General features: G+C 66.8%; 18 protein-coding genes. 13 read left to right on the top strand and 5 right to left on the bottom strand.

The features are described 5' to 3' along the window. The 6 genes from Q7514_RS20065 to Q7514_RS20040 all read left to right on the top strand — a co-directional run. Positions 1-1,483: hypothetical protein (locus Q7514_RS20065; protein WP_330135018.1), on the top strand; the 1,483-nt coding region annotated here is incomplete at its 5' end. A gap of 38 nt (positions 1,484-1,521) precedes the next feature. After that, positions 1,522-2,919: a GTPase gene (locus Q7514_RS20060; protein ID WP_330135017.1), complete on the top strand. Its 1,398-nt coding sequence runs from the start codon at positions 1,522-1,524 to the stop codon at positions 2,917-2,919. Positions 2,920-2,978: 59 nt separating this feature from the next. Beyond that, positions 2,979-4,058 (top strand): Hsp70 family protein, encoded by a 1,080-nt coding sequence (locus Q7514_RS20055; RefSeq protein WP_330135016.1) that lies wholly within the window; start codon positions 2,979-2,981, stop codon positions 4,056-4,058. Between the two features lie 95 nt (positions 4,059-4,153). Further along, positions 4,154-4,531, top strand: a complete 378-nt coding sequence (locus Q7514_RS20050; protein WP_330135015.1) for a hypothetical protein — start codon at positions 4,154-4,156, stop codon at positions 4,529-4,531. Between the two features lie 22 nt (positions 4,532-4,553). Then, complete coding sequence (locus Q7514_RS20045; RefSeq protein ID WP_330135014.1) at positions 4,554-4,877, top strand: hypothetical protein; 324 nt, start codon at positions 4,554-4,556, stop codon at positions 4,875-4,877. A 52-nt stretch (positions 4,878-4,929) separates the two neighbouring features. Then, positions 4,930-5,448 (top strand): RNA polymerase sigma factor, encoded by a 519-nt coding sequence (locus Q7514_RS20040; RefSeq protein ID WP_330135013.1) that lies wholly within the window; start codon positions 4,930-4,932, stop codon positions 5,446-5,448. A gap of 3 nt (positions 5,449-5,451) precedes the next feature. Here the strand turns inward: Q7514_RS20040 and Q7514_RS20035 are convergent, their stop codons facing one another. After that, positions 5,452-6,738: a hypothetical protein gene (locus Q7514_RS20035; protein WP_330135012.1), complete on the bottom strand. Its 1,287-nt coding sequence runs from the start codon at positions 6,736-6,738 to the stop codon at positions 5,452-5,454. Between the two features lie 80 nt (positions 6,739-6,818). Here Q7514_RS20035 and Q7514_RS20030 point away from each other — a divergent pair, with 80 nt between their 5' ends. The 3 genes from Q7514_RS20030 (at position 6,819) to Q7514_RS20020 (ending at position 9,948) form a co-directional block, all read left to right on the top strand. Then, positions 6,819-7,445, top strand: a complete 627-nt coding sequence (locus Q7514_RS20030) for a TetR/AcrR family transcriptional regulator (protein ID WP_330135011.1) — start codon at positions 6,819-6,821, stop codon at positions 7,443-7,445. Further along, entirely contained in the window at positions 7,442-9,064 is a 1,623-nt protein-coding gene (locus tag Q7514_RS20025) for an acyl-CoA dehydrogenase family protein (RefSeq protein ID WP_330135010.1), read from the top strand. The genes Q7514_RS20030 and Q7514_RS20025 overlap by 4 nt, the downstream gene beginning before the upstream one ends. Positions 9,065-9,159: 95 nt before the next feature. After that, entirely contained in the window at positions 9,160-9,948 is a 789-nt protein-coding gene (locus tag Q7514_RS20020; protein WP_330135009.1) for an FAD:protein FMN transferase, read from the top strand. 6 nt (positions 9,949-9,954) lie between these two features. Here Q7514_RS20020 and pgi read toward each other — a convergent pair whose 3' ends face one another. Further along, positions 9,955-11,589, bottom strand: a complete 1,635-nt coding sequence (gene pgi, locus Q7514_RS20015; protein ID WP_330135008.1) for a glucose-6-phosphate isomerase — start codon at positions 11,587-11,589, stop codon at positions 9,955-9,957. Positions 11,590-11,664: 75 nt separating this feature from the next. Here pgi and Q7514_RS20010 point away from each other — a divergent pair, with 75 nt between their 5' ends. Beyond that, the gene (locus Q7514_RS20010) at positions 11,665-13,116 is read left to right on the top strand and encodes an NAD-dependent succinate-semialdehyde dehydrogenase (RefSeq protein WP_330135007.1); all 1,452 of its coding nucleotides are present in this window, start codon (positions 11,665-11,667) and stop codon (positions 13,114-13,116) included. Between the two features lie 37 nt (positions 13,117-13,153). Here the strand turns inward: Q7514_RS20010 and Q7514_RS20005 are convergent, their stop codons facing one another. Further along, positions 13,154-13,489, bottom strand: a complete 336-nt coding sequence (locus tag Q7514_RS20005; RefSeq protein WP_330135006.1) for a chorismate mutase — start codon at positions 13,487-13,489, stop codon at positions 13,154-13,156. Between the two features lie 209 nt (positions 13,490-13,698). Here Q7514_RS20005 and pcrA point away from each other — a divergent pair, with 209 nt between their 5' ends. Then, entirely contained in the window at positions 13,699-16,065 is a 2,367-nt protein-coding gene (gene pcrA, locus Q7514_RS20000; protein WP_330135005.1) for a DNA helicase PcrA, read from the top strand. An 86-nt stretch (positions 16,066-16,151) separates the two neighbouring features. Here pcrA and Q7514_RS19995 read toward each other — a convergent pair whose 3' ends face one another. Beyond that, the gene (locus tag Q7514_RS19995) at positions 16,152-17,111 is read right to left on the bottom strand and encodes a M23 family metallopeptidase (protein WP_330135004.1); all 960 of its coding nucleotides are present in this window, start codon (positions 17,109-17,111) and stop codon (positions 16,152-16,154) included. A gap of 487 nt (positions 17,112-17,598) precedes the next feature. Here Q7514_RS19995 and sucC point away from each other — a divergent pair, with 487 nt between their 5' ends. Together sucC and sucD are read left to right on the top strand one after the other, a co-directional pair. Beyond that, positions 17,599-18,768 (top strand): ADP-forming succinate--CoA ligase subunit beta, encoded by a 1,170-nt coding sequence (gene sucC / locus Q7514_RS19990; RefSeq protein WP_132472202.1) that lies wholly within the window; start codon positions 17,599-17,601, stop codon positions 18,766-18,768. A 15-nt stretch (positions 18,769-18,783) separates the two neighbouring features. Beyond that, positions 18,784-19,686: a succinate--CoA ligase subunit alpha gene (gene sucD / locus Q7514_RS19985; RefSeq protein ID WP_054718134.1), complete on the top strand. Its 903-nt coding sequence runs from the start codon at positions 18,784-18,786 to the stop codon at positions 19,684-19,686. A gap of 126 nt (positions 19,687-19,812) precedes the next feature. Here sucD and Q7514_RS19980 read toward each other — a convergent pair whose 3' ends face one another. Continuing rightward, the gene (locus Q7514_RS19980; RefSeq protein ID WP_330135003.1) at positions 19,813-20,433 is read right to left on the bottom strand and encodes an IMPACT family protein; all 621 of its coding nucleotides are present in this window, start codon (positions 20,431-20,433) and stop codon (positions 19,813-19,815) included. Between the last annotated feature and the right edge of the window lie 45 nt (positions 20,434-20,478).

Raw genomic sequence — 20,478 nt, 5'->3', positions numbered from 1 at the left:
CACCAGCACCGGTGCGCGCGTCTCCGACCCCACGATCGAGGACCTTCCGACCGGCGCGGTCGTTGCGACTGCACGGCCCGTCCTGGGCGGAGCCGTCGTTGTGGACACTCCCGGCTCCGGGGGGCTCGTCGCCTCCCACACTGCGCTCGCGACCCAATCGGCGCGCCAGGCCTCGGTGCTGGTGATGGTGTGCGACGCCTCCACCCCGCTGACCGAACCCGAGATGAACTTCCTGCGTGATGCGTCCGCATCGGTCGAGTCGGTGGTCGTCGCGGTCACCAAGACCGACAAGAACCTGCGCCGCTGGCGCCCCATTGTGGGCGAGGATCGCGCGCTGATCGAGCGTCACCTTCAGCGGCAGATACCGGTGCTGGGTGTGTCGAGCCTGCGTGCCGCACTCGCCGCACAGATGCCGCCGGGTCCCGCGCGGGACCGAGCCGAGCGGGCGTCGGGCATCGTCGAATTGCGCGCGCAGATCAACTCCCTGCTCGACGCGAGAGCAGAACTTCCCCAGGCCGACGCGCTCCGCACCCTCCTCGAAGGGCTTCGCCGCGTCGACGAACGGGTCGCGTCGGACATCGCGGTCATCGAGGACAGTGCCACCGCAACCGCTGACCTGACTGCCGAACGCGACCGTCTGCAAGATCTGAAGAACCGGTCGCAGCAGTGGGAGCAGTACCTCGCCCGGGATCTGACGCTGGCCCGCCAGGCCGCGCTCGCCCACCTCGACGAGGAGCTCGACCGGATAAAGCAACAGTGGACGACCCGGGTCAACAAGTCGTCACTCGAGGTGATGCGGCGCAGCGCACAGAGTTTCACCGCCGACATGCAGACCGATCTGCTTGCGGCGATGGAATCGGCCGCGCAGGTGTTCCTCGAACGTCTCGAAGCGATCGTCGCGGAACTGTTCGGCCCGAACTCACCGCAGTGGTCGGAGATCCGTGAACTCGTGTGGGCCGCGATGCAGACCGGCACCATCAGTGCCGGCGAGGTCGGCTCGAAGCGTCAGGGACTGCTCGACCCGAGTGTGCTGACGATGGGCATGATCGGTACGTCGATGCTCGGCGCGGTCATCGGTGTGGGTGCTGTGGCCGGGGTGGTGTGGGTGGCCGTCAATCTCGGTTACAAAGCGATGCGGACGGGAAAGACCAACCTGCTCAACTGGTTGCGTGAGACCTTGGCCGCGACCCGCACAGGCACTTCGCGCATGCTCGAGTCTGCATTGTCGGTGGGTCGGCCGGAGATCGTGCTGCGCCACCGCGACGATCTGAAGAGCCGGATCGAGGATCTGCAGAGTCAGTTGAAGGAAGCGCAGGAAGCGGCCCGGCTGGACGCCGCGACACGTGAGAAGACCCTCGAACGGTTGAAGAAGAACCGGAAGATCGTGCAGAACCGGATCGACGCGATCGAGAAGTTGCTGGCAGGGTCCCGGAATTCGGGGGCACAGAAGACAGGGGCACAGAGTTCAGGGGCACAGAGTTGATGCATCAGGGCGGGAGCCCCCAGCGAAGCAACGACCCGGTGCATGCTCGGATCGAATCGGCACTGCACTCCCTCGCGAATCTGGGCGGCGACCTTCCGTCGCATGCGTCGCGGATCGGGGCGATCCTGTTCTCGCCGCCGCGTATCGTCGTTGTCGGTCGCCTCAAGGCAGGTAAGTCGACGCTGGTCAATGCGCTGATCGGTGCGCCCCTGGCGGAGACCGCGGCGCTCGAGGCGACCAACGTCGTCACCGTCTACAGCAACGGGGCGCCGTCGCGGGCCGAGGTGGTCAAGCTCGACGGCAGCGTCGTACCGCAGCCTCTGAGTTTCGGGGGGACGGTCGCACCGGCTTTCCCTCCCACCGAAATCGCCTATGTGCAGAGGTTTCTCCCGTCCCAGTCGTTGTCGGACATCACCCTCATCGACACTCCGGGGCTTGCGACGCTGACGGTCGACAATGCTGCCACGACACGGCGTGCACTGATCGACGGATACGAGCAGACCCGCACGGCGTCGGTCGATGCCGACGCGGCGATCTTCCTGTTCGATTCCGCGCCGCGCGCCGACGAGGTCGACTTCTTGCACCAACTCGGTTTCACCCCGCTGACGACCCTCGGGGTGCTCTCGCGCGCCGACGGATTCGGTGAGGGAGCGCTGGGCCGCCGCGACCCGCTCGCGCACGCCGCCGGCCATGCCGCGGTGCTGGCCGCGCAGCTACCCGGACTCGTCGGCTCGGTGATTCCCGTCGCGGGTCTGCTCGCGGAGACCAGCCACACCGGCCGGCTCACCGAGACCGATGCGCGGGCGTTGCGTTCGCTGGCGGGACCGCCCGGTGGGGAACTGTTCGACATCATCGACGTCGGCGACCCCATGCCGGTGGACCCACCGACCGTCGAGCGACTGCTCGACCTCGTCGGTGAGTACGGGCTCGTGCACGGACGTCAGGTGGCGACGGGTGGTGCGCATGCACTGGGGGCCTGGCTGACCGAACGCTCCGGTATCGGTCGTCTCCGCGAGGTGTTGCACACGTCTCTGCGCGAATACGCCGTATTGCAACGAGCCGGTCGGATCCTGCAGGAGATCGACTCGCTCGCCTACAGTCACCCTGCTCGCGACCACATCCGATCGATCGCCTACGCGCTCGAGAACGATCCGGCGCTGACCCCGGTGCTGTTGCTACGGGCGCTGCGGGCACTACTGCGGGCGGATCCTTCCGCGCCGCTGGTCGCGGAGTTGGCCGACCTGCTGCGTGGCCGGACGTTCGCTGAACGGTTGCGCCTGCCCGCGTCGGCGCCTCCGGGCGCGATCCGAGATGCAGCGGCGCAGCGGCTCGCGGCGGTCCAGCAGCGCACCTTGACGGCATCCACCGCGGCCGAGGATGCGGCCCTGACGGTGCTCACCCGGGCCTATACCACCATCTGGCGGACCCATAGTTGATTCCGGAATCCCATAGGGCATGATGTCGGACAAAACGGTGTGCTCGTAGAGGGGGTTCGTTGTCCGGCTGGATGCTGTCGATCGATTTCGGTGCGTCGAATACCGTTGCTGCGCATACCAATCCGGTGCGTGGCACGGTCGAGACGCTGGTCGTAGACGACGCGGTCCGGCCCATCGAGGTCGTGTACGAGCGGACGCTCGCCGCACATCACGGACAACGTCCGACGATCGTGGTCCTCACGCATCCGGATGCCTGGTCGGAGCAGCAGGTCCGGACGCTCGCCGACGCCGGGGCGCGGGCGGGAATCGACGCGCGCACGATCGTGACGGTCTCCGAGGCGCGGGCCACTGTCGAGTACTGCGCCCAGGGACGCACGCTACGGCGCGGAGCGGTCTTCGCGGTCTGCGACTTCGGCGGTACCTCGCTCGACACGGCTGTCGCCGTCGTGACGGAGGCCGGGGGTTTCGACGTGGTCGAGGTCCGTGGCGACGACACCCTCGGCGGCCGCACCCTCGACGCTGCCGTACGCAGGTGGGCGGAAGGGGTCTTCACCGCACGCGAGCCAGGATTCGCTGCGCAACTGCAACAGGCGCCGTTGGGTGTGCATCGTGAGTTCGACGAGCAGGCGCGACGCGCCAAGGAAACCTTGACGTACGAGCATACGGCCACGATCGTCGTGACGGTCGAAGGGAACGAGCATGCCGTCACCCTGAGTCGCGAGGATTTCGAAGCGGCGATCACACCGCACACCGATCGCGTGGTCGAAACGATGTGGGGGACGCTGACCGATGCCGGATTCGGGGTGGGGGACCTCGACGTCCTCTGCGCGACCGGTGGGTCGGCACGGATCCCGCTGCTGCGTAACAGGCTGGCGCACCTCGGCCCTCTCACGGCGCCGAGCGACCCCGCGGTGGTGGCAGAGGGTGCGCTGATCTTGGCCGAGAACAGCCGGCGGAGCCTGCGTGCCCGCGCGATCGGCTGGATCCGGCCCGTGGGGATGGTGGTGGCAGGCGCCCTCGTCGTGGCCGGTGTTGCCGTGGCCGCGGTGCGGGGGCTCCCCGAGAATTCCTCTGCTCACGGCGGTGGAACCAGCCCGTCGACCATACAGCCGACGGTGGTCGACGAGCACTGGTCGTAGTCCGCGCGGTCGACGAATCTTCGTCGGTCGGGAACATTTGCGGTTGCCGCTGCATCTCATTGTTGTAAGCACGGTGAGCAGCGAGAATCGAGGACATGATGGCCCAGAATCCTTACGGTGTCGGACCCGGATCCAGCGCGGAGCAGGGCCCGATCCCGAACCCGGCACTCGGCGAAGGCGCGGTCGATCGTGACGGCGACGGAGTTGCCGACACGCTGTACGTCGATCTCGACGGCGACGGCCGCATCGATGGCGCACTGTTCGACCACAACCAGGACGGCGTGATCGACGAAGGCAATTTCGACACGGACGGCGACGGTATCGTCGACACCGTGATGATCGACGTCGATGGCGACGGTGTGGCCGACGTGATGGGCGTCGACCACGATCAGGACGGCTATGCCGACGAGGTCTACACACTCGAACCCGACACCGGATCGGCGGGGTCCACCGACTCGACCGACCTGATGTGACCGACTCCGGGAAGGTGACGCGATGAACGAATCGGATGTCTCCCTGTGGGAGGCCTTGGGACTGTCGCCCGACAGTGCCCTCGAACCCGTACCCGACGACGTCTGGACCGCAGCGGTGGGAGCGGCGGTGGATCCTGATGCGGCGGTCGTCGCCTCCGAGCTCGTGCCCGATGAGGCACCTGCACCGGCCGACGGCGGCGACATCGTTCCGGAGGATGACGACATCGTCCTCGGCGACACCGATTCCGGGCCGGAAGACGATACCCCCGACGTGTACAGCGACCTGGGCACCGACCTGGACGATCCGGCCTCCGGTGGACTGGACGGCCTCGACCAGGGATGGTGATGCCCGACCGACGTCGAGGGCGGTAATCTACCGCCACGACATGGGGGTGTGAATGAACGACGACGAGCTGATCGAGCAGTGCCGAGCCGGCGACACCGCAGCGTTCGGTGAGCTGGTGGGTGCTTATCGAACCCGGACCTGGGCGGTGTGCCTCCAGATCACCGGAAATCGGCACGACGCCGAGGACGCGCTGCAGGACGCCTTGACTGCGGCATGGCAGAACCTGGACAAGTTCCGGGGGACCGCCAAATTCAGCACGTGGCTACACCGCATTGCGGCGAACGCTGCTCTGGCGACCGTGCGTCGTCGTCGCGAGGTCATGGTCGACGAGATCGACCTCGGCGCGAGTTCGGAGTCCTCGGTGGCCGACCGTGTCGTCGACGTCGATGCGGTGCGCCGCGCGCTCGCAGATCTGCCCGACGAATACCGCACGGCGGTCGTCCTCCGTGAATACGCGCAGCTCAGTTACGCCGAGATCGCCGAACATCAGGGAATTCCGGTGCAGACGGTCAAGAGCCGCATCAATCGTGCGCGCACCCGACTGGTGGAGGCACTCGCCCCCGCGGTGTGACTATCACCAGTGCGCGGGCTCGAGACCGCGGGCGCCCATTTCGTCGTCGACATACCTGCGCAGCGCGGCAGTGTCGGGGAAGGCGTCCTCGTCCAGTGCGACGAGTGCCAGCGAGTAGGTGCCGCGATTGCGGTTCAGATACGACGACAGCTTCGTCGGTGTCGAGACCTGCAGCGTGTCGAGGCCGGGATGCATTGCCCGCATGGCGACACCGCGGCTGGGATGCGGGCCGAACGCGTCGAACAGCGGTGGTGTGCGGCCGATGTTCGAGCACATCAGCTCGCGTTCTACCGACTCGCGCGCGAGGTGCGCGGCCACCCGGTCGGGCATCAAATGGAGGATCTCGTCGGGAATCCCGTACGGAGCTGCCTCTCTCGGGGTGTGGTAGGCGGCCGAGGTCTTGGCTCGCAGCGTCGCCGCTGTGTCGCCCTCGTCGACGACCAGTTCGGTGATCATCACACCGTTTGGCGCGCCGCCGGACTCGCGCACGTCGACCGGGATCGCGATGCGCAGCGGCAGCGCGAGTCCCGCGCGGGTGGCGATGCCGGTCGTGATCGCGAGGAACAGTGAGTTCGAGGATCCCCCGGCGGCGTGCGCTACGTCGTCCCACGTTGCGGCGTCGACGTCGACGAGTGCGGTACGGGCCTTCGATCGCACGATGTGCGGTGGGGGAGGGTCCTCACCCGAGTTTCCGAAGCGCACGTTGCGCAGGCCTCTGACGACGCGTCCGGTCAGTTGCAGGGCGTCGCGGAGGTCGGACTCGGATGCGGCCGACGATCCGTCGTCTTCGGTGGCGATGCCCTTTCCCGCCAGAGCGTCGGTCACCGCGTCGATCAGTCCGCGAGCGTCCGTGAGAACGTGCGAGCACACGAGCGAGACGACGGTGCCGCCGCCCGCGATGGGTGCGGCCGCGAGGGCCCAGCCCGGAGCATGCGAGGGGTCGAGGTCGACCTCGGCCTGGGCGTCGGCCCAGTCGAGGATATCGCCGTCGCCGAGAGGATCGTTCGTGTAGCGCACGGGATACGACACGGTGGTGGGTTCGAAGTGGGGGCGGGCACCGGGGATCTTCGAACGCACCACCCTCCGGCCCAGCGGACCCTGTGACAACGCGTCGTGCAGCGAGATGAGGAGGGGAGCGCCGATGTGGTCGTCGGTGCGCCACACGCCCTGCATCACCGACGGCAGTCCGAGACCTCGGTGCTTGTGCAGGAATATCTCGTCGACCACCGTGAGGCGATCGGTTCTGGTGCCGACGGTGTGCTCGGCGGGCAGGTCGTTACGACGATTCACAAATACGACGGTATCGCCGACTTCAGGTCTGGGCAGCGGTTCCCTTGACTGAAGGTATGAATCCGGGTTCAATACTTGGTATGGCCTATCGGCGTACCCCCGCAGTGCAGCAGCGACTCGACGCGCAACGCGACTCGATTGTGTCCGCGGCGGTCGGGCTGCTCACCGAGCACGGGTACAAGGGGTTGTCCATCGCGGCCGTCGCCGAGCGAGCCGGAGTCGCCACCGGCACCGTCTACCGGCATTTCACGGACAAGTCCGATCTCATGGTCCGCGTCTTCCGCGAACAGTGCGGCCGCGAGGTCGACGCCGTCGACGCCGTCACCTCCACCGGATCGGCCGCCGAACGTGTCGCGCGGGTCGTCGAGACCTTCGCCTCCCGCGCATTGCGGAAACCCACCCTGGCGTACGCCTTGCTCGCCGAACCGGTCGACGCCGCCGTCGACGCCGAACGTCTCGTATTCCGCCGCGCATTCGCCGGAGCATTCGCCGACGCGATCCGCTTCGGCGTCACCACCGGCGAACTTCCCCCGCAAGACCCCGACCTCGTGGCCGCGGCGCTCGTCGGGGCTGTCAGCGAAGTCCTCACCGGCCCACTCAGCGCCGGCGGGGCATCCACCACCACCGTCCCCGATCTCGTGATCCTCGCCCTTCGGGCAGCGGGATCAGACCCTGCCCTGGACCAGCCCGAAGGAGTTCCGTCATGACATTCCCGGCCACCCACGAAGTGTTCAATCAGGTACCCGATCTCGTGCCCTACCAGGCCGCCGACGACCAGGCGCTGCTAGAAGGGCTCCGCCGCGAGGGCGCGTCCTGGGCCGAGGACGAGGTCCGCGAACTCGGTGCGCGCGCAGGCGGTGTCGAGGCACAGGAATGGGGCAGGCTCGCCAACGAGTACCCGCCCGTTCTGCACACCCACGACCGTTACGGAAACCGGATCGACGAGGTCGAATTCCATCCGCACTGGCACGATCTGATGACCGTCGCCGTCGAGCACGGCCTGCACGGTGCACCTTGGAGCGATCCCCGCCCGGGTGCGCACGTCGCCCGCGCCGCCAAGTTCTATGTGTGGGGGCAGGCCGACGCCGGGCACATGTGCCCGATCTCCATGACCTACGCCGCGATTCCTGCGTTGCGGCACAACCCCGAACTCGCCGCGGTCTACGAGCCGCTCCTCGCGGCACCCCACTACGACTTCGGCCTGCGCGAACCGTCGTCCAAGCGCGGTCTGATCGCCGGTATGTCCATGACCGAGAAGCAGGGCGGTTCCGACGTGCGCGCGAACACCACGACCGCGACGCCCAATGCCGACGGCAGCTACACGATCGTCGGGCACAAGTGGTTCACCTCGGCTCCGATGTCCGACATGTTCCTGACCCTGGCCAACACGGAGAACGGCTCGTCGTGCTTCCTGCTGCCGCGGGTACTGCCCGACGGCACCCGCAACCGCATCCACATCCAGCGTCTCAAGGACAAGCTCGGTAACAAGTCCAACGCGTCGTCCGAGATCGAATACCAAGGTGCGATCGGCACGCTCGTCGGACCGGAAGGTCGCGGCGTCAACACGATCATCGAGATGGTCAACATGACCAGGCTCGATTGCGTCATCGGCTCGTCGACCGGCATGCGGATGGCCACGCTGCGCGCTGTGCACCACGCGCGCCATCGCAAGGCCTTCGGCGCGCTGCTCATCGATCAGCCGCTCATGCGTAACGTCCTCGCCGATCTCGTCGTCGAATCCGAGGCGGCCACCACCATGATGATGCGGCTTGCCGGAGCAACCGACCGCGCGGGCGGTGACGAACAGGAAGCGGCTCTGCGCCGGATCGCGCTGGCGGTCACCAAGTACTGGGTGTGCAAGCGCGCCCCCGCGCACAGCGCCGAAGCCCTCGAATGCCTCGGCGGCAACGGCTACGCCGAAGAATCGGGTATGCCGCGGCTCTACCGGGAGGCGCCGCTGATGTCCATCTGGGAGGGTTCGGGCAACGTCGCTGCTCTCGACGCACTCCGCGCGATGGTCAAGCAACCCGACAGTGTCGAAGCGTTCTTCTCCGAGGTCCGGCCGGCCGAGGGAGCCGACAGGCGACTCGACGACGCGATCGCGCGCGTCGGCAAGGAACTCGCCGACTTCGAGAACATCGAATATCGCGCCCGACGCATCGTCGAACTCATGGCGCTGGTGCTGCAGGGCGCCCAGCTGGTCCGGCACGGTCACCCGGCGGTGGCCGATGCGTTCTGCGCGAGCCGACTCGATTCCGACTGGGGAATCGCATTGGGCACTTTGCCCACAGGAGTCGACACCGCGGGCATTCTGTCTCGAATCTGATCACCACCGAGGTCTGATTCGGCACCTGACCGGCGCGAATATTCAGGGCATACTGGAAGCCAACGTCCCAGAAACGATTGCGGGTGGTGCCCGTCATGATCAGCAGCACACAATGGCGGGGGTGGGGGGAAGACGTCGCACTGGCGGTCACCGAGTGCGCGGCACTCGGTGACGCCGAAGAGCTCGTGCGGTCGGTGATCGAAGAGTCCGCGGCCGCCTGCGACCTCCGACGCGGCGACGCGGAGATCCATGCGGTCAATCTGGCACAGGGCACACCAGTGCGGGTGAGTCCGAGGCTCGCGGCCCTCCTGCGGTCGGCACTGTGGGCCGCGCGGATGACCGACGGCGCGGTCGATCCCGTCGCGGGCGACGACGCGACGCTCGACGAGAGATCGGTACCTCCGATCCACCCGATTCCGCGCTATCTCGACGTCCAGCTCGACGACGACACCGTGCTCGCGCCGTGGGGCGCGAGCCTCGACATCACCGCCACCGCACACGCCGACGTCACCGACAGGGCGGCCACGCTCGTCGCAACCGTTCTCGAATGCGGGGTGCTGGTACAGATGGGCGACACGATCTCCACTGCGGGACACTGCCCGGCGGGCGGGTGGCAGGTGTCACTACCCGATCACGGCATCGTCGAGCTGCCGGCAGGTGCCGCGATGAGTTCGCGAACCTCGACCGATGACGAGCAACGATGGGGCACGATCACCGTCATCGCAGCAGACGCAGTGTGGGCCGACGCCGCCGCGACGACGGCCCTGCACCGGGGAATCGGGGCGCTGTCCTGGCTCGAGCAATACGAGCTGGCGGGTCGTCTCATCGACTCGAGAGGCCGGATCCACACGACGTCGACGTGGTCGGATCCGCGGGCGGCCTGAAGTTCGTCAGCGCTGTCGCATGCGGTGGTACGTGCGGATGAGTGCGTCGGTCGAGGCGTCGCCCGTCGACGGGGCGCTGTCGCTCTCCAATGCCGGCTGCAACGCCGTGGCCTGGACCTTCCCCAACTCCACACCCCACTGATCGAACGAATCGATACCCCACACCACACCTTGTACGAACACCTGGTGCTCGTACAACGCGATCAGCTGACCGAGCGTGGACGGCGACAACTGCGGAGCGAGGATCGTCGTCGACGGACGATTGCCGGGCATCACCTTGTGTGCCACGAGGTCGTCCGCGGTGCCCTCGGCGCGGATCTGCTCCGCAGACTTCCCGAACGCCAGCACCTTCGACTGCGCCAGCATGTTCGCCATCAGGGTCGCCTGCATCGACCCGGTGCCGTCGCGGCCCGGCAGGTCTACCAAGGCCCGCGCGAACCCGATGAAATCGGCCGGCACCAGATGCGTGCCCTGATGAAGAAGCTGATAGAACGCGTGCTGCCCGTTCGTGCCCGGCTCACCCCAGAAGATCTCCCCGGTCGGGTAGTCGACGGCAGACCCGTCGACCCGCACCGACTTGCCGTTCGACTCCATCGTCAGCTGCTGCAGGTACGCCGGGAACCGCACCAGGTCATTGGCATACGGCAACACCGCCCGCGATTCCGCACCGAGGAAGCTGCTGTACCACAGACCCAGTATCCCGAGCAGGACCGGAGCGTTGTCCTCCAGTGGCGCCGTGCGGAAATGCGTGTCCATCGTGTGGAACCCGACCAGAAATTCCGCGAACCGGTCGCGGCCGATCGCGCACATCACAGACAGCCCGATCGCCGAATCCACCGAGTAGCGGCCTCCGACCCAGTCCCAGAACCCGAACATGTGCGCCGGATCGATCCCGAATTCGACGACCCGTTCACGATGCGTCGAGACCGCCACGAAATGGGATGCCACCGCGTCGTCTCCGAGTGCGGCTACCAGCCAGCGACGCGCGGCCGTGGCGTTCGACAGGGTTTCGAGTGTCGAGAAGGTCTTCGACGACACCACGAACAATGTCGTCGCGGGGTCGAGTCCGGTGAGCACCGCAGTCAGATCCGCCGGGTCCACATTCGACACGAACCGAACCTCGGGGCCGTCGGCGTAGTACCGCATCGCGCGGGTGACCATCACCGGGCCCAGATCGGAGCCACCGATACCGATGTTGACCACCGTCGCGATCCGCTCGCCGGTGGCGCCGCGCCACCCTCCCGAGCGCACGCGGTCGGTGAACTCACCCATCGCGTCGAGTACCTCGTGTACCTGCGCGGCCACGTCCTCACCGTCGACGACCAGCGACGAGCCGCGGGGAAGCCGCAGTGCGGTGTGCAGCACGGAGCGACCTTCGGTGACGTTGATCTGCTCACCGGCGAACATCGCGTCCCGACGGTCTTCGACCCGTGCCGCCCGCACGAGACCGAGCAGCAATTCCAGGGTCCGGTCGGTGATCCGATGCTTGCTGTAGTCGATCGACAGATCGCCCGCGTTGGTGCACATCCGCGTGGCACGCTGAGGGTCCTGCTCGAACAGGTCCCGCAGGTGTATCGACTCGACCTCCGCCCGATGCGCAGCGAGTTCCTGCCATTCGACGGTGGAGGTGATGTCGATCATGCGAGAAGCCTAACTCTCACCTGCGGTTACTGCCGGGCTGGTGACGAAAGGTGTCCTATCAAGCATTATAAGGAAATGGACACCGCAGAGTTGATCCGTTCCGTTCCCACAGACCTGTTCCTCGGCGGACGCTGGGTGCCCGCCGAGGACGGCAACACCTTCGCCGTTCGTGATCCCGCTACCGGCGACGAACTGACCCGGGTGGCAGACGCCTCGGCCGGCGACGCAGCCAGGGCGCTCGACGCGGCCGTGACCGCCGGACCCGGCTGGGCGGCGACTCCGCCGCGGCAGCGCGGCGAGATCCTGCGGAGCACCTTCGAGAAGATCACCGCCCGCGCCGACGACTTCGCCCACCTCATGTCGCTCGAGATGGGCAAAGCACTGCCCGAGAGCCGATCCGAAGTGGCCTACGGCGCCGAGTTCCTGCGGTGGTTCTCCGAGGAAGCCGTCCGGATCGCCGGTCGCTACACCCAGGCCCCGGCCGGGACGGGGCGGATCCTCGTCACGAAGCAGCCGGTGGGACCGTGCCTCGCGATCACCCCGTGGAACTTTCCGCTCGCGATGGGCACCCGCAAGATCGGTCCCGCCTTCGCTGCCGGCTGCACCATGCTGGTCAAACCCGCATCCGAGACGCCGCTGACACTGATGCTGCTCGCACAGATCTTCGCCGAAGCCGGACTTCCCGAAGGCGTGCTGTCGGTGCTGCCGACGTCACACGCGAGCGCCGTCACCGGGCCGCTCCTCGAGGACCCGCGCCTGCGGAAACTCACCTTCACCGGGTCGACCGGCGTGGGCCGCTCTCTCGCTGAAGCTGCCGGCCGGTCGCTGCTGCGCACGTCGCTCGAACTCGGCGGCAATGCGCCGTTCCTGGTGTTCGACGACGCCGACCTCGACGCCGCCGTCGACGGCGCAGTGGCCGCGAAACTGCGCAACGGCGGCGAAGCGTGCACCGCCGCGAACCGATTCCACGTCGCGAACTCCGTCAAGGAGGAGTTCGTCACCAAGCTGCTGGACAAGATGGCGACGTACCGGATGGGGCCAGGCACCCACCCGGACACGACACTCGGGCCCCTGATCAACGAATCCCAGAGGAATACCGTCGTCGAGCTCGTCGACGACGCCGTGTCGGCCGGTGCACGCGTGCGCCTCGGCGGACAGGTTCCGGACGTGCCGGGATGGTTCTATCCCGCGACGGTGATCGATGACGTTCCACGGCAGGCCCGCATACTGCGCGAAGAAGTGTTCGGGCCCGTCGCCGCGATCAGCGGGTTCGACACGGAGGACGAAGCGATCGCCGCGGCGAATGCCACCGAGTACGGACTGGCGGCCTACGTCTTCACCAAGGATCTGGACCGGGCACTGCGACTGTCGGACGCGATCGATTCGGGAATCCTGGGCGTCAATCGCGGAGTGGTCTCGGACGTCGCGGCGCCGTTCGGTGGGGTAAAGGACTCAGGACTCGGACGGGAAGGCGGCAGTGAAGGGATCGAGGAGTATCTCGACACCAAGTACATCGCCCTGCAGTAACCGACGAGCCGCGCAGTACCGACGGACGGGGCGTCAGTCAGTGGCCGAGGCGTCCCCGACCGAGGCGCAGAAGCAGCATCGCCAGGGTGTGGCCTTCCTGGCCGAGTTCGCTGAAGCGCTCGAGCACCTTCATCTCGCGGCTGTGAACCAGCCTGGTGCCACCGGAAGCCATGCGAGTACGGCCGATCAGACGGGACACCTCGGCACGACGCTTGACTGCGGCCAGGATCTCCGCGTCGAGGCGGTCGATCTCCTGGCGGAGCTCGTCGATCTCGGCCTCGCTGGTGGGTACGGGGTCGGTGCCATTCGATACAGCGGGACCGTTCGATGCAGCGGCACCGCCGGTCAGGGAAGCGTCGATGTTCGTACTCATGTCATCTCCTCGCGTCAGCTCTGAAATCGTCCGGGAAACGGGGGCTGTTACCGGAATCGGGAAACGTCGGTGGTCGAGACGCGAAACCGACCGTATGCTCGCAGCTCGGCCGAACGAAGGACACATGACATAGCGTCCAGTTTGCCACCCGGACACCTCGCGGCCAAGTCGGATTCGATGTCCGACCTGTCCGGTAGTTTGGGGGAACGATGAACACACCTGCAGCGCTCGCCCATTCGCTCCCCGCTTCCGACGCCCTCCTCGAGGGTCTCAATCCGCAACAGCGGGAAGCAGTCACCCACGAAGGTGCACCGCTGCTCATCGTCGCCGGAGCGGGTTCGGGCAAGACCGCCGTGCTCACCCGCCGGATCGCATACCTGCTGGCCGAGCGTGGTGTCGCACCCGGACAGGTGCTTGCCATCACCTTCACCAACAAGGCCGCGGCCGAGATGCGCGAGCGTGTCGCGGGTCTCGTCGGGCCGCGCGCGCACGCGATGTGGGTCTCGACGTTCCATTCGAGCTGTGTGCGGATTCTCCGGGCGCAATCGGCACTGCTGACCGGCATGAACTCCAACTTCACGATCTACGACTCCGACGACTCCCGTCGCCTGCTGACGATGATCGCGAAGGATCTCGAGCTCGACACCAAGAAGTACTCCGCGCGGCTGCTCGCCACGCAGATCTCGAACCTGAAGAACGAGCTGATAGGCCCCGACGAGGCCGCCGCCACCGCGAGCTCCGACCCCGCTCCGCTCCCGAAGATCGTCGCGAGTGTGTACGCGCAGTATCAGAAGCGGCTGCGCTCGGCCAACGCGTTCGACTTCGACGACCTCATCGGCGAGACGGTCGCACTCCTGCAGGCTCATCCGCAGGTCACCGAGTACTACCGTCGTCGATTCCGTCACGTCCTCGTCGACGAATACCAGGACACCAACCACGCGCAGTACGTGCTCGTGCGCACCCTCGTGGGCGACCCCGACGAACCGGGCGATGTCCCGCCGAGCGAGCTGTGCGTGGTGGGAGACGCCGACCAGTCGATCTACGCCTTCCGCGGCGCGACGATCCGCAATATCGAAGAGTTCGAGCGCGACTACCCTCAGGCCCGCACGATCCTGCTCGAGCAGAACTACCGGTCGACGCAGAACATCCTGTCGGCCGCGAACGCCGTCATCTCCCGCAATTCCGGGCGGCGCGAGAAACGATTGTGGACCGATGCCGGCACGGGTGAAGCAATCACCGGCTACGTGGCCGACAACGAGCACGACGAAGCGCGGTTCGTCGCCTCCGAGATCGACAGGCTGGTCGACACCGGGGAGGTCAAGTACTCCGATATCGCCGTGTTCTACCGCACCAACAACGCCTCCCGGCCGTTCGAAGACGTGTTCATCCGTCACGGCGTGCCCTACAAGGTGGTCGGGGGAGTGCGGTTCTACGAGCGGAAGGAAGTTCGCGACGCCGTCGCGTATCTGAAGGCGCTCGACAACCCCCACGACACGGTGAGCCTGCGTCGTATCCTCAACACCCCGCGGCGCGGTATCGGCGATCGCGCCGAGGCGTGTGTCGCCGTCCACGCGGAACGGCACGGGGTGAGTTTCGGGCAGGCACTGCTCGACGCCGCTGAGGGCAACGTCGCGCTGTTGAACACGCGCGCGCAGAAGGCGATTGCGGGCTTCGTCGGCATGCTCGACGACCTTCGAATAATGTTGAGCGAGACCGACGCCGACGGAAACGATGCGGTCGACATCGGCGATGTGGTCGAGGCGATCATCGAACGTAGCGGTTATCGTGCCGAACTCGCTGCCAGCGACGATCCTCAGGACGGCACCCGCCTCGACAACCTGCACGAACTCGTCAGCGTTGCTAGAGAATTCAGCTCGGACGCTCGCAATGCAGCCGGTGTGGACGACACCGAACCGGAGGAGGGGGAGCCTGCTGCGGGTTCTCTTGCCGCGTTCCTCGAGAAGGTGTCGTTGGTGGCCGACGCCGACCAGGTTCCCGACAACGACGCCGGCGTCGTCACGCTTATGACGCTGCACACCGCGAAGGGGCTGGAGTTCCCGGTGGTATTCGTAACAGGTTGGGAAGACGGACAATTCCCGCACATGCGGGCGCTCGGCGACCCGGCCGAACTGTCCGAGGAGCGACGCCTCGCATATGTGGGGATCACCCGCGCGCGTCGTCGTCTCTACCTCTCCCGTGCGGTGCTGCGCTCGGCGTGGGGCCAGCCGGTGACCAACCCGGAATCACGCTTCTTGCAAGAGGTTCCGCAGGAACTCATCGATTGGCGTCGGAGCGATCCAGGGCCGGCGCGCGGGCAGTCCATCGGTTCCGGTACCGGATCTCGTTTCTCGGCCGGCGAATCACGTTCGGCAACTCCGAGTTTCGGTCCCGCGCGGGGCCGGAACAATCATCTCGTGCTCGCCGTGGGCGATCGCGTCACACATGACAAGTACGGCCTGGGGACGGTGCTCGAAACCAAGGGATCCGGACCCACCGCGACGGTGGTCATCGATTTCGGAAGTGCCGGCAAAGTGCGGCTGATGCTGGTCGGCGGTGTGCCGATGACCAAGCTCTGAGGAAGGATCGCGTCGCCGGGATCGGCGGAAGATTCACGCAGGGGCGATGCGGTGGCGCGCACCGGTGTGGAGCGGAAGGATTTTGCTCAGTCGGCGTTCTGGCCGAGGGAGATGCCTCGGGTGGCGAGCCACGGCAATGGGTCGATCTTGTCGACGCCGCCCAGGTGAACCTCGAAGTGCAGGTGGGGGCCGGTGGAGAAGCCGCGGTTGCCCATGGTGGCGATCTGATCGCCCGCCATGACCCGCTGACCGACGGTGACGAGCGATTCGTTGATGTGCCCGTACACGGTGACGGTGCCGTCCGCGTGGAGCAGGCGAATCCACATGCCGAAGCCCGAAGCCGGACCGGAGTCGATGACCTCGCCATCGGCAACCGCGAGAATCGGAGTGCCGATCGGGCCGGCGATGTCGACACCCGCGTGCAGGGTGCCCCACCGGGCTCCGAAGTTCGAGGTGAAGGCGCCGACGGCCGGAAGAACGAACAGGGGGCGGCGGGCGGCCTCTTCGCGCGCTGCCCGCTCCTCGCTGAAGCGCTGGCCCTTGGCGAGCAGGTTGGAGAACTGCGACAGATCGTTGGGATCTGCGATGTTGAGAACCTGGGGAGCCTGCGAGGGGGCGGCGCCGTCGCTCGCGGAATCGGAGGCGAACTGGGCGGCCTGTGGAACGGCCGTCGCGGTGAGTGTGTCGGAGTTCGAGGTGTCGGCGGCGAGCGCGATCTCGGAGGTCGCGGGGCTCGAACCGGAATTGCTGGTCGCGGCCTGACCGGCGGCGACGACGGCACCGGCGGCGACAGCGAAGACGGCTGCGCGGCCCTTGAGTGCGGTGGGGGGAGTGGGGATGCGGTGGGCACCTGTACGGGGCGCGGGGGAGTTGACGTCCTCGACCGGCTCGCTGCCGTAGTACGTGGGCTGTGCCTTGCCTGTGTTGCGGAAATCGGTATTGCGGTAGTGCGGGCTCTCGGAGGAGCTCCAGGGATCCCAGGCGTCGTCGGGTTCGGTGGTGGAGCGGCGAGCGGGGCTGCCGGTGATCTGGCTGCCTGGACGCATGCCGTCCTCCTTCATCGTGACCTCATCGTTACTTGAGCTGGCAGTGACGGTAACGAAATGGTCGCGTGTGGGGCAAGCCGTAAGCCCGAACAGGGCGTTTATGTGACTGGCATCACAGGCTGGACCAGGTCGGATCGGGCATTTCCCGCCAGGTCACGAATTCAAACCGTCGAATATCGCTCGGATCGCAAATGTGACCGGCGAGCGCCGCGTCCGGCTGTGTGCTCGACCACCGGGACCCTCGCCGGGTGCCGGTCATCATGCGGTCTCGGTCACCTGTCATTCTGGATCAGGTGGTCCTCTCGGTTGTCGTACAGCTGCCTTCCCGGAGGTAACCCCGTGAGGTAGTACGAGACCTGCGGAGTCCGTGATGTGCGCCACAGAGTGCGGGCGCGGTCGTTTCGTAGGTCGTCCGAGAAACTAGAGTCCGAAATCGGCCCGCTCAATACCCCCGAGCGGGCGAGAACGCAGACGAGACGGTGAGCAGATGGATCTCTTCGAATACCAGGCGAAGGAACTCTTCGCCAAGCATGACGTGCCGACTTCGGCCGGCCGTGTGACCGACACCGTCGCCGGTGCCCGCGAGATCGCCGAGGAAATCGGCAAGCCCGTGATGGTCAAGGCGCAGGTCAAGGTCGGTGGCCGTGGCAAGGCCGGTGGCGTGAAGTACTCCGCCGACGTCGATGCCGCCCAGGCCAACGCCGAGGCCATTCTCGGCCTCGACATCAAGGGCCACGTCGTCAAGAAGCTGCTGGTCGCAGAGGCGAGTGACATCGCCGAGGAGTACTACATCTCCTTCCTGCTCGACCGCACCAACCGCACCTACCTGGCTATGTGCTCAGTGGAGGGTGGCGTCGAGATCGAGGTCACCGCCGAGGAGAACCCCGACGCCCTCGCGAAGATCCCGGTCGACGCCGTCAAGGGTGTCGACCTCGCTTTCGCTCGCGAGATCGCCGAGGCCGGCAAGCTGCCCGCAGAGGTGCTCGACGCGGCCGCCAACACCATCCAGAAGCTGTGGGAGGTGTTCATCAAGGAGGACGCGCTCCTCGTCGAGGTGAACCCCCTCGTCCGCACTCCCGACGACCAGATCCTCGCCCTCGACGGCAAGGTCACCCTGGACGCCAACGCCGACTTCCGTCAGCCCGGCCACGCCGAGTTCGAGGACAAGGACGCGACGGATCCGCTCGAGCTCAAGGCCAAGGAGAACGACCTCAACTACGTCAAGCTCGACGGCGAGGTCGGAATCATCGGTAACGGCGCCGGCCTGGTCATGTCGACCCTGGACGTCGTCGCCTACGCGGGTGAGAACCACGGCGGCGTCAAGCCGGCCAACTTCCTCGACATCGGTGGCGGCGCCTCCGCTGCGGTCATGGCTGCGGGACTCGACGTCATCCTGAACGACGCGCAGGTCAAGAGCGTGTTCGTGAACGTCTTCGGCGGCATCACCGCGTGTGACGCGGTGGCCAACGGCATCGTCGGCGCCCTGAAGACCTTGGGCGACGAGGCCAACAAGCCGCTCGTCGTGCGCTTGGACGGCAACAACGTCGACGAGGGTCGGCGCATCCTCGCCGAGGCCGCTCACCCGCTGGTCACGGTCGTCGCAACCATGGACGAGGCTGCCGACAAGGCTGCCGAGCTCGCCTTCGCCGCGAAGTAAGGGACACACAGAACAATGGCAATCTTCCTGACCAAGGATTCCAAGGTCATCGTCCAGGGCATCACCGGCGGCGAGGGCACCAAGCACACCGCACTGATGCTCAAGGCCGGCACCCAGGTCGTCGGTGGCGTCAACGCACGTAAGGCCGGCACGACGGTTTCGCACACCGACGCCGACGGCAACCCGGTCGAACTGCCGGTCTTCGGCACCGTCGCCGAGGCCATGAAGGAGACCGGCGCGGACGTCTCGATCGCGTTCGTTCCTCCGGCTTTCTCCAAGGACGCCATCGTCGAGGCCATCGACGCGGAGATCCCGCTGCTCGTGGTCATCACCGAGGGCATCCCGGTGCAGGACTCCGCGTACGCGTGGGCCTACAACGTCGAGAAGGGCAACAAGACCCGGATCATCGGCCCCAACTGCCCCGGCATCATCACCCCGGGTGAGGCACTCGTCGGCATCACCCCGGCGAACATCGCCGGCAAGGGCCCGGTCGGCCTGGTTTCCAAGTCCGGCACCCTGACCTACCAGATGATGTTCGAGCTCCGTGAGTACGGCTTCTCGACCGCCATCGGTATCGGCGGCGACCCGGTCATCGGCACCACCCACATCGACGCCATCGAGGCGTTCGAGAAGGATCCCGAGACCAAGGTCATCGTGATGATCGGCGAGATCGGTGGCGACGCCGAAGAGCGCGCGGCCGACTACATCAAGGCCAACGTCACGAAGCCGGTCGTCGGCTACGTCGCGGGCTTCACCGCTCCCGAGGGCAAGACCATGGGCCACGCCGGCGCCATCGTCTCCGGCTCCTCGGGCACGGCCCAGGCCAAGAAGGACGCCCTCGAGGCGGCCGGCGTGAAGGTCGGCAAGACGCCGTCCGAGACCGCGGCCCTCGCGCGCGAGATCCTCGCTTCGCTCTGAGCTGTAGCGCCTGAGTAGATTCACCGCGGCGCCCGCCCGGACCACACGGTCCGGGCGGGCGCCGCGTTCCTGTTTCCACCCGCGGGTCGCCCGACGTCTGCCCCTTCGCTCGGATCGGGGAGGACGTCAAAGGTCGATCCACTCGGTGCCCGCTGGTTCGAGTTCACCCGCACCGGAAGTCAGCGACGCCACCAGCCCTGTGAGCTCCGTTGCATCGCCCGCGACAGTGAACACCACCCGGTCGGTGTAGGCGACATCGAGCACCGCCGTTCCACGCCCACGCAGTTCTGCCTCGAGTCTTCCGGCGTCGGCATGCCCGACGCCCAGCGTGAACCTTTCGCGCTTCTGTCGTTCGACGAGTGACGCGGTGTCCATCGCCGTCGACACTGCACCCGAGTAGGCGCGGACAAGACCTCCCGCGCCGAGTTTGATGCCGCCGAACCAGCGCGTCACCACCACCACGATGTTCACGAGGTCGCGGTGATGCAGCACCTGCAACATCGGGACACCGGCTGTGCCACCTGGCTCGCCGTCGTCACTCGACCGTTCCGCACGGTGCGCCTGATCGTCCCCCACGACGAAGGCCCAGCAGTGGTGACGCGCGTCCGGATACAGCCGGCGTTGTTCGTCGACGAACGCGGTGGCATCGCCGGTCGAGTGGACGCGGCGGATCGCGGCGAGGAACCGTGAGTTCTTCACCTCCGTCTCGACGAGGATGTCCGATCCTGGCGCGAGTGTGTGCGGCATGGCCACCATTCTGGCTCCGGGTGCATAGGGTGGTGATCAGCGACC

The sequence above is a fragment of the Rhodococcus artemisiae genome (assembly GCF_036327795.1).
GTDB lineage: Bacteria > Actinomycetota > Actinomycetes > Mycobacteriales > Mycobacteriaceae > Rhodococcus > Rhodococcus artemisiae.
This window is presented reverse-complemented; position numbering and strand designations above follow the sequence as displayed.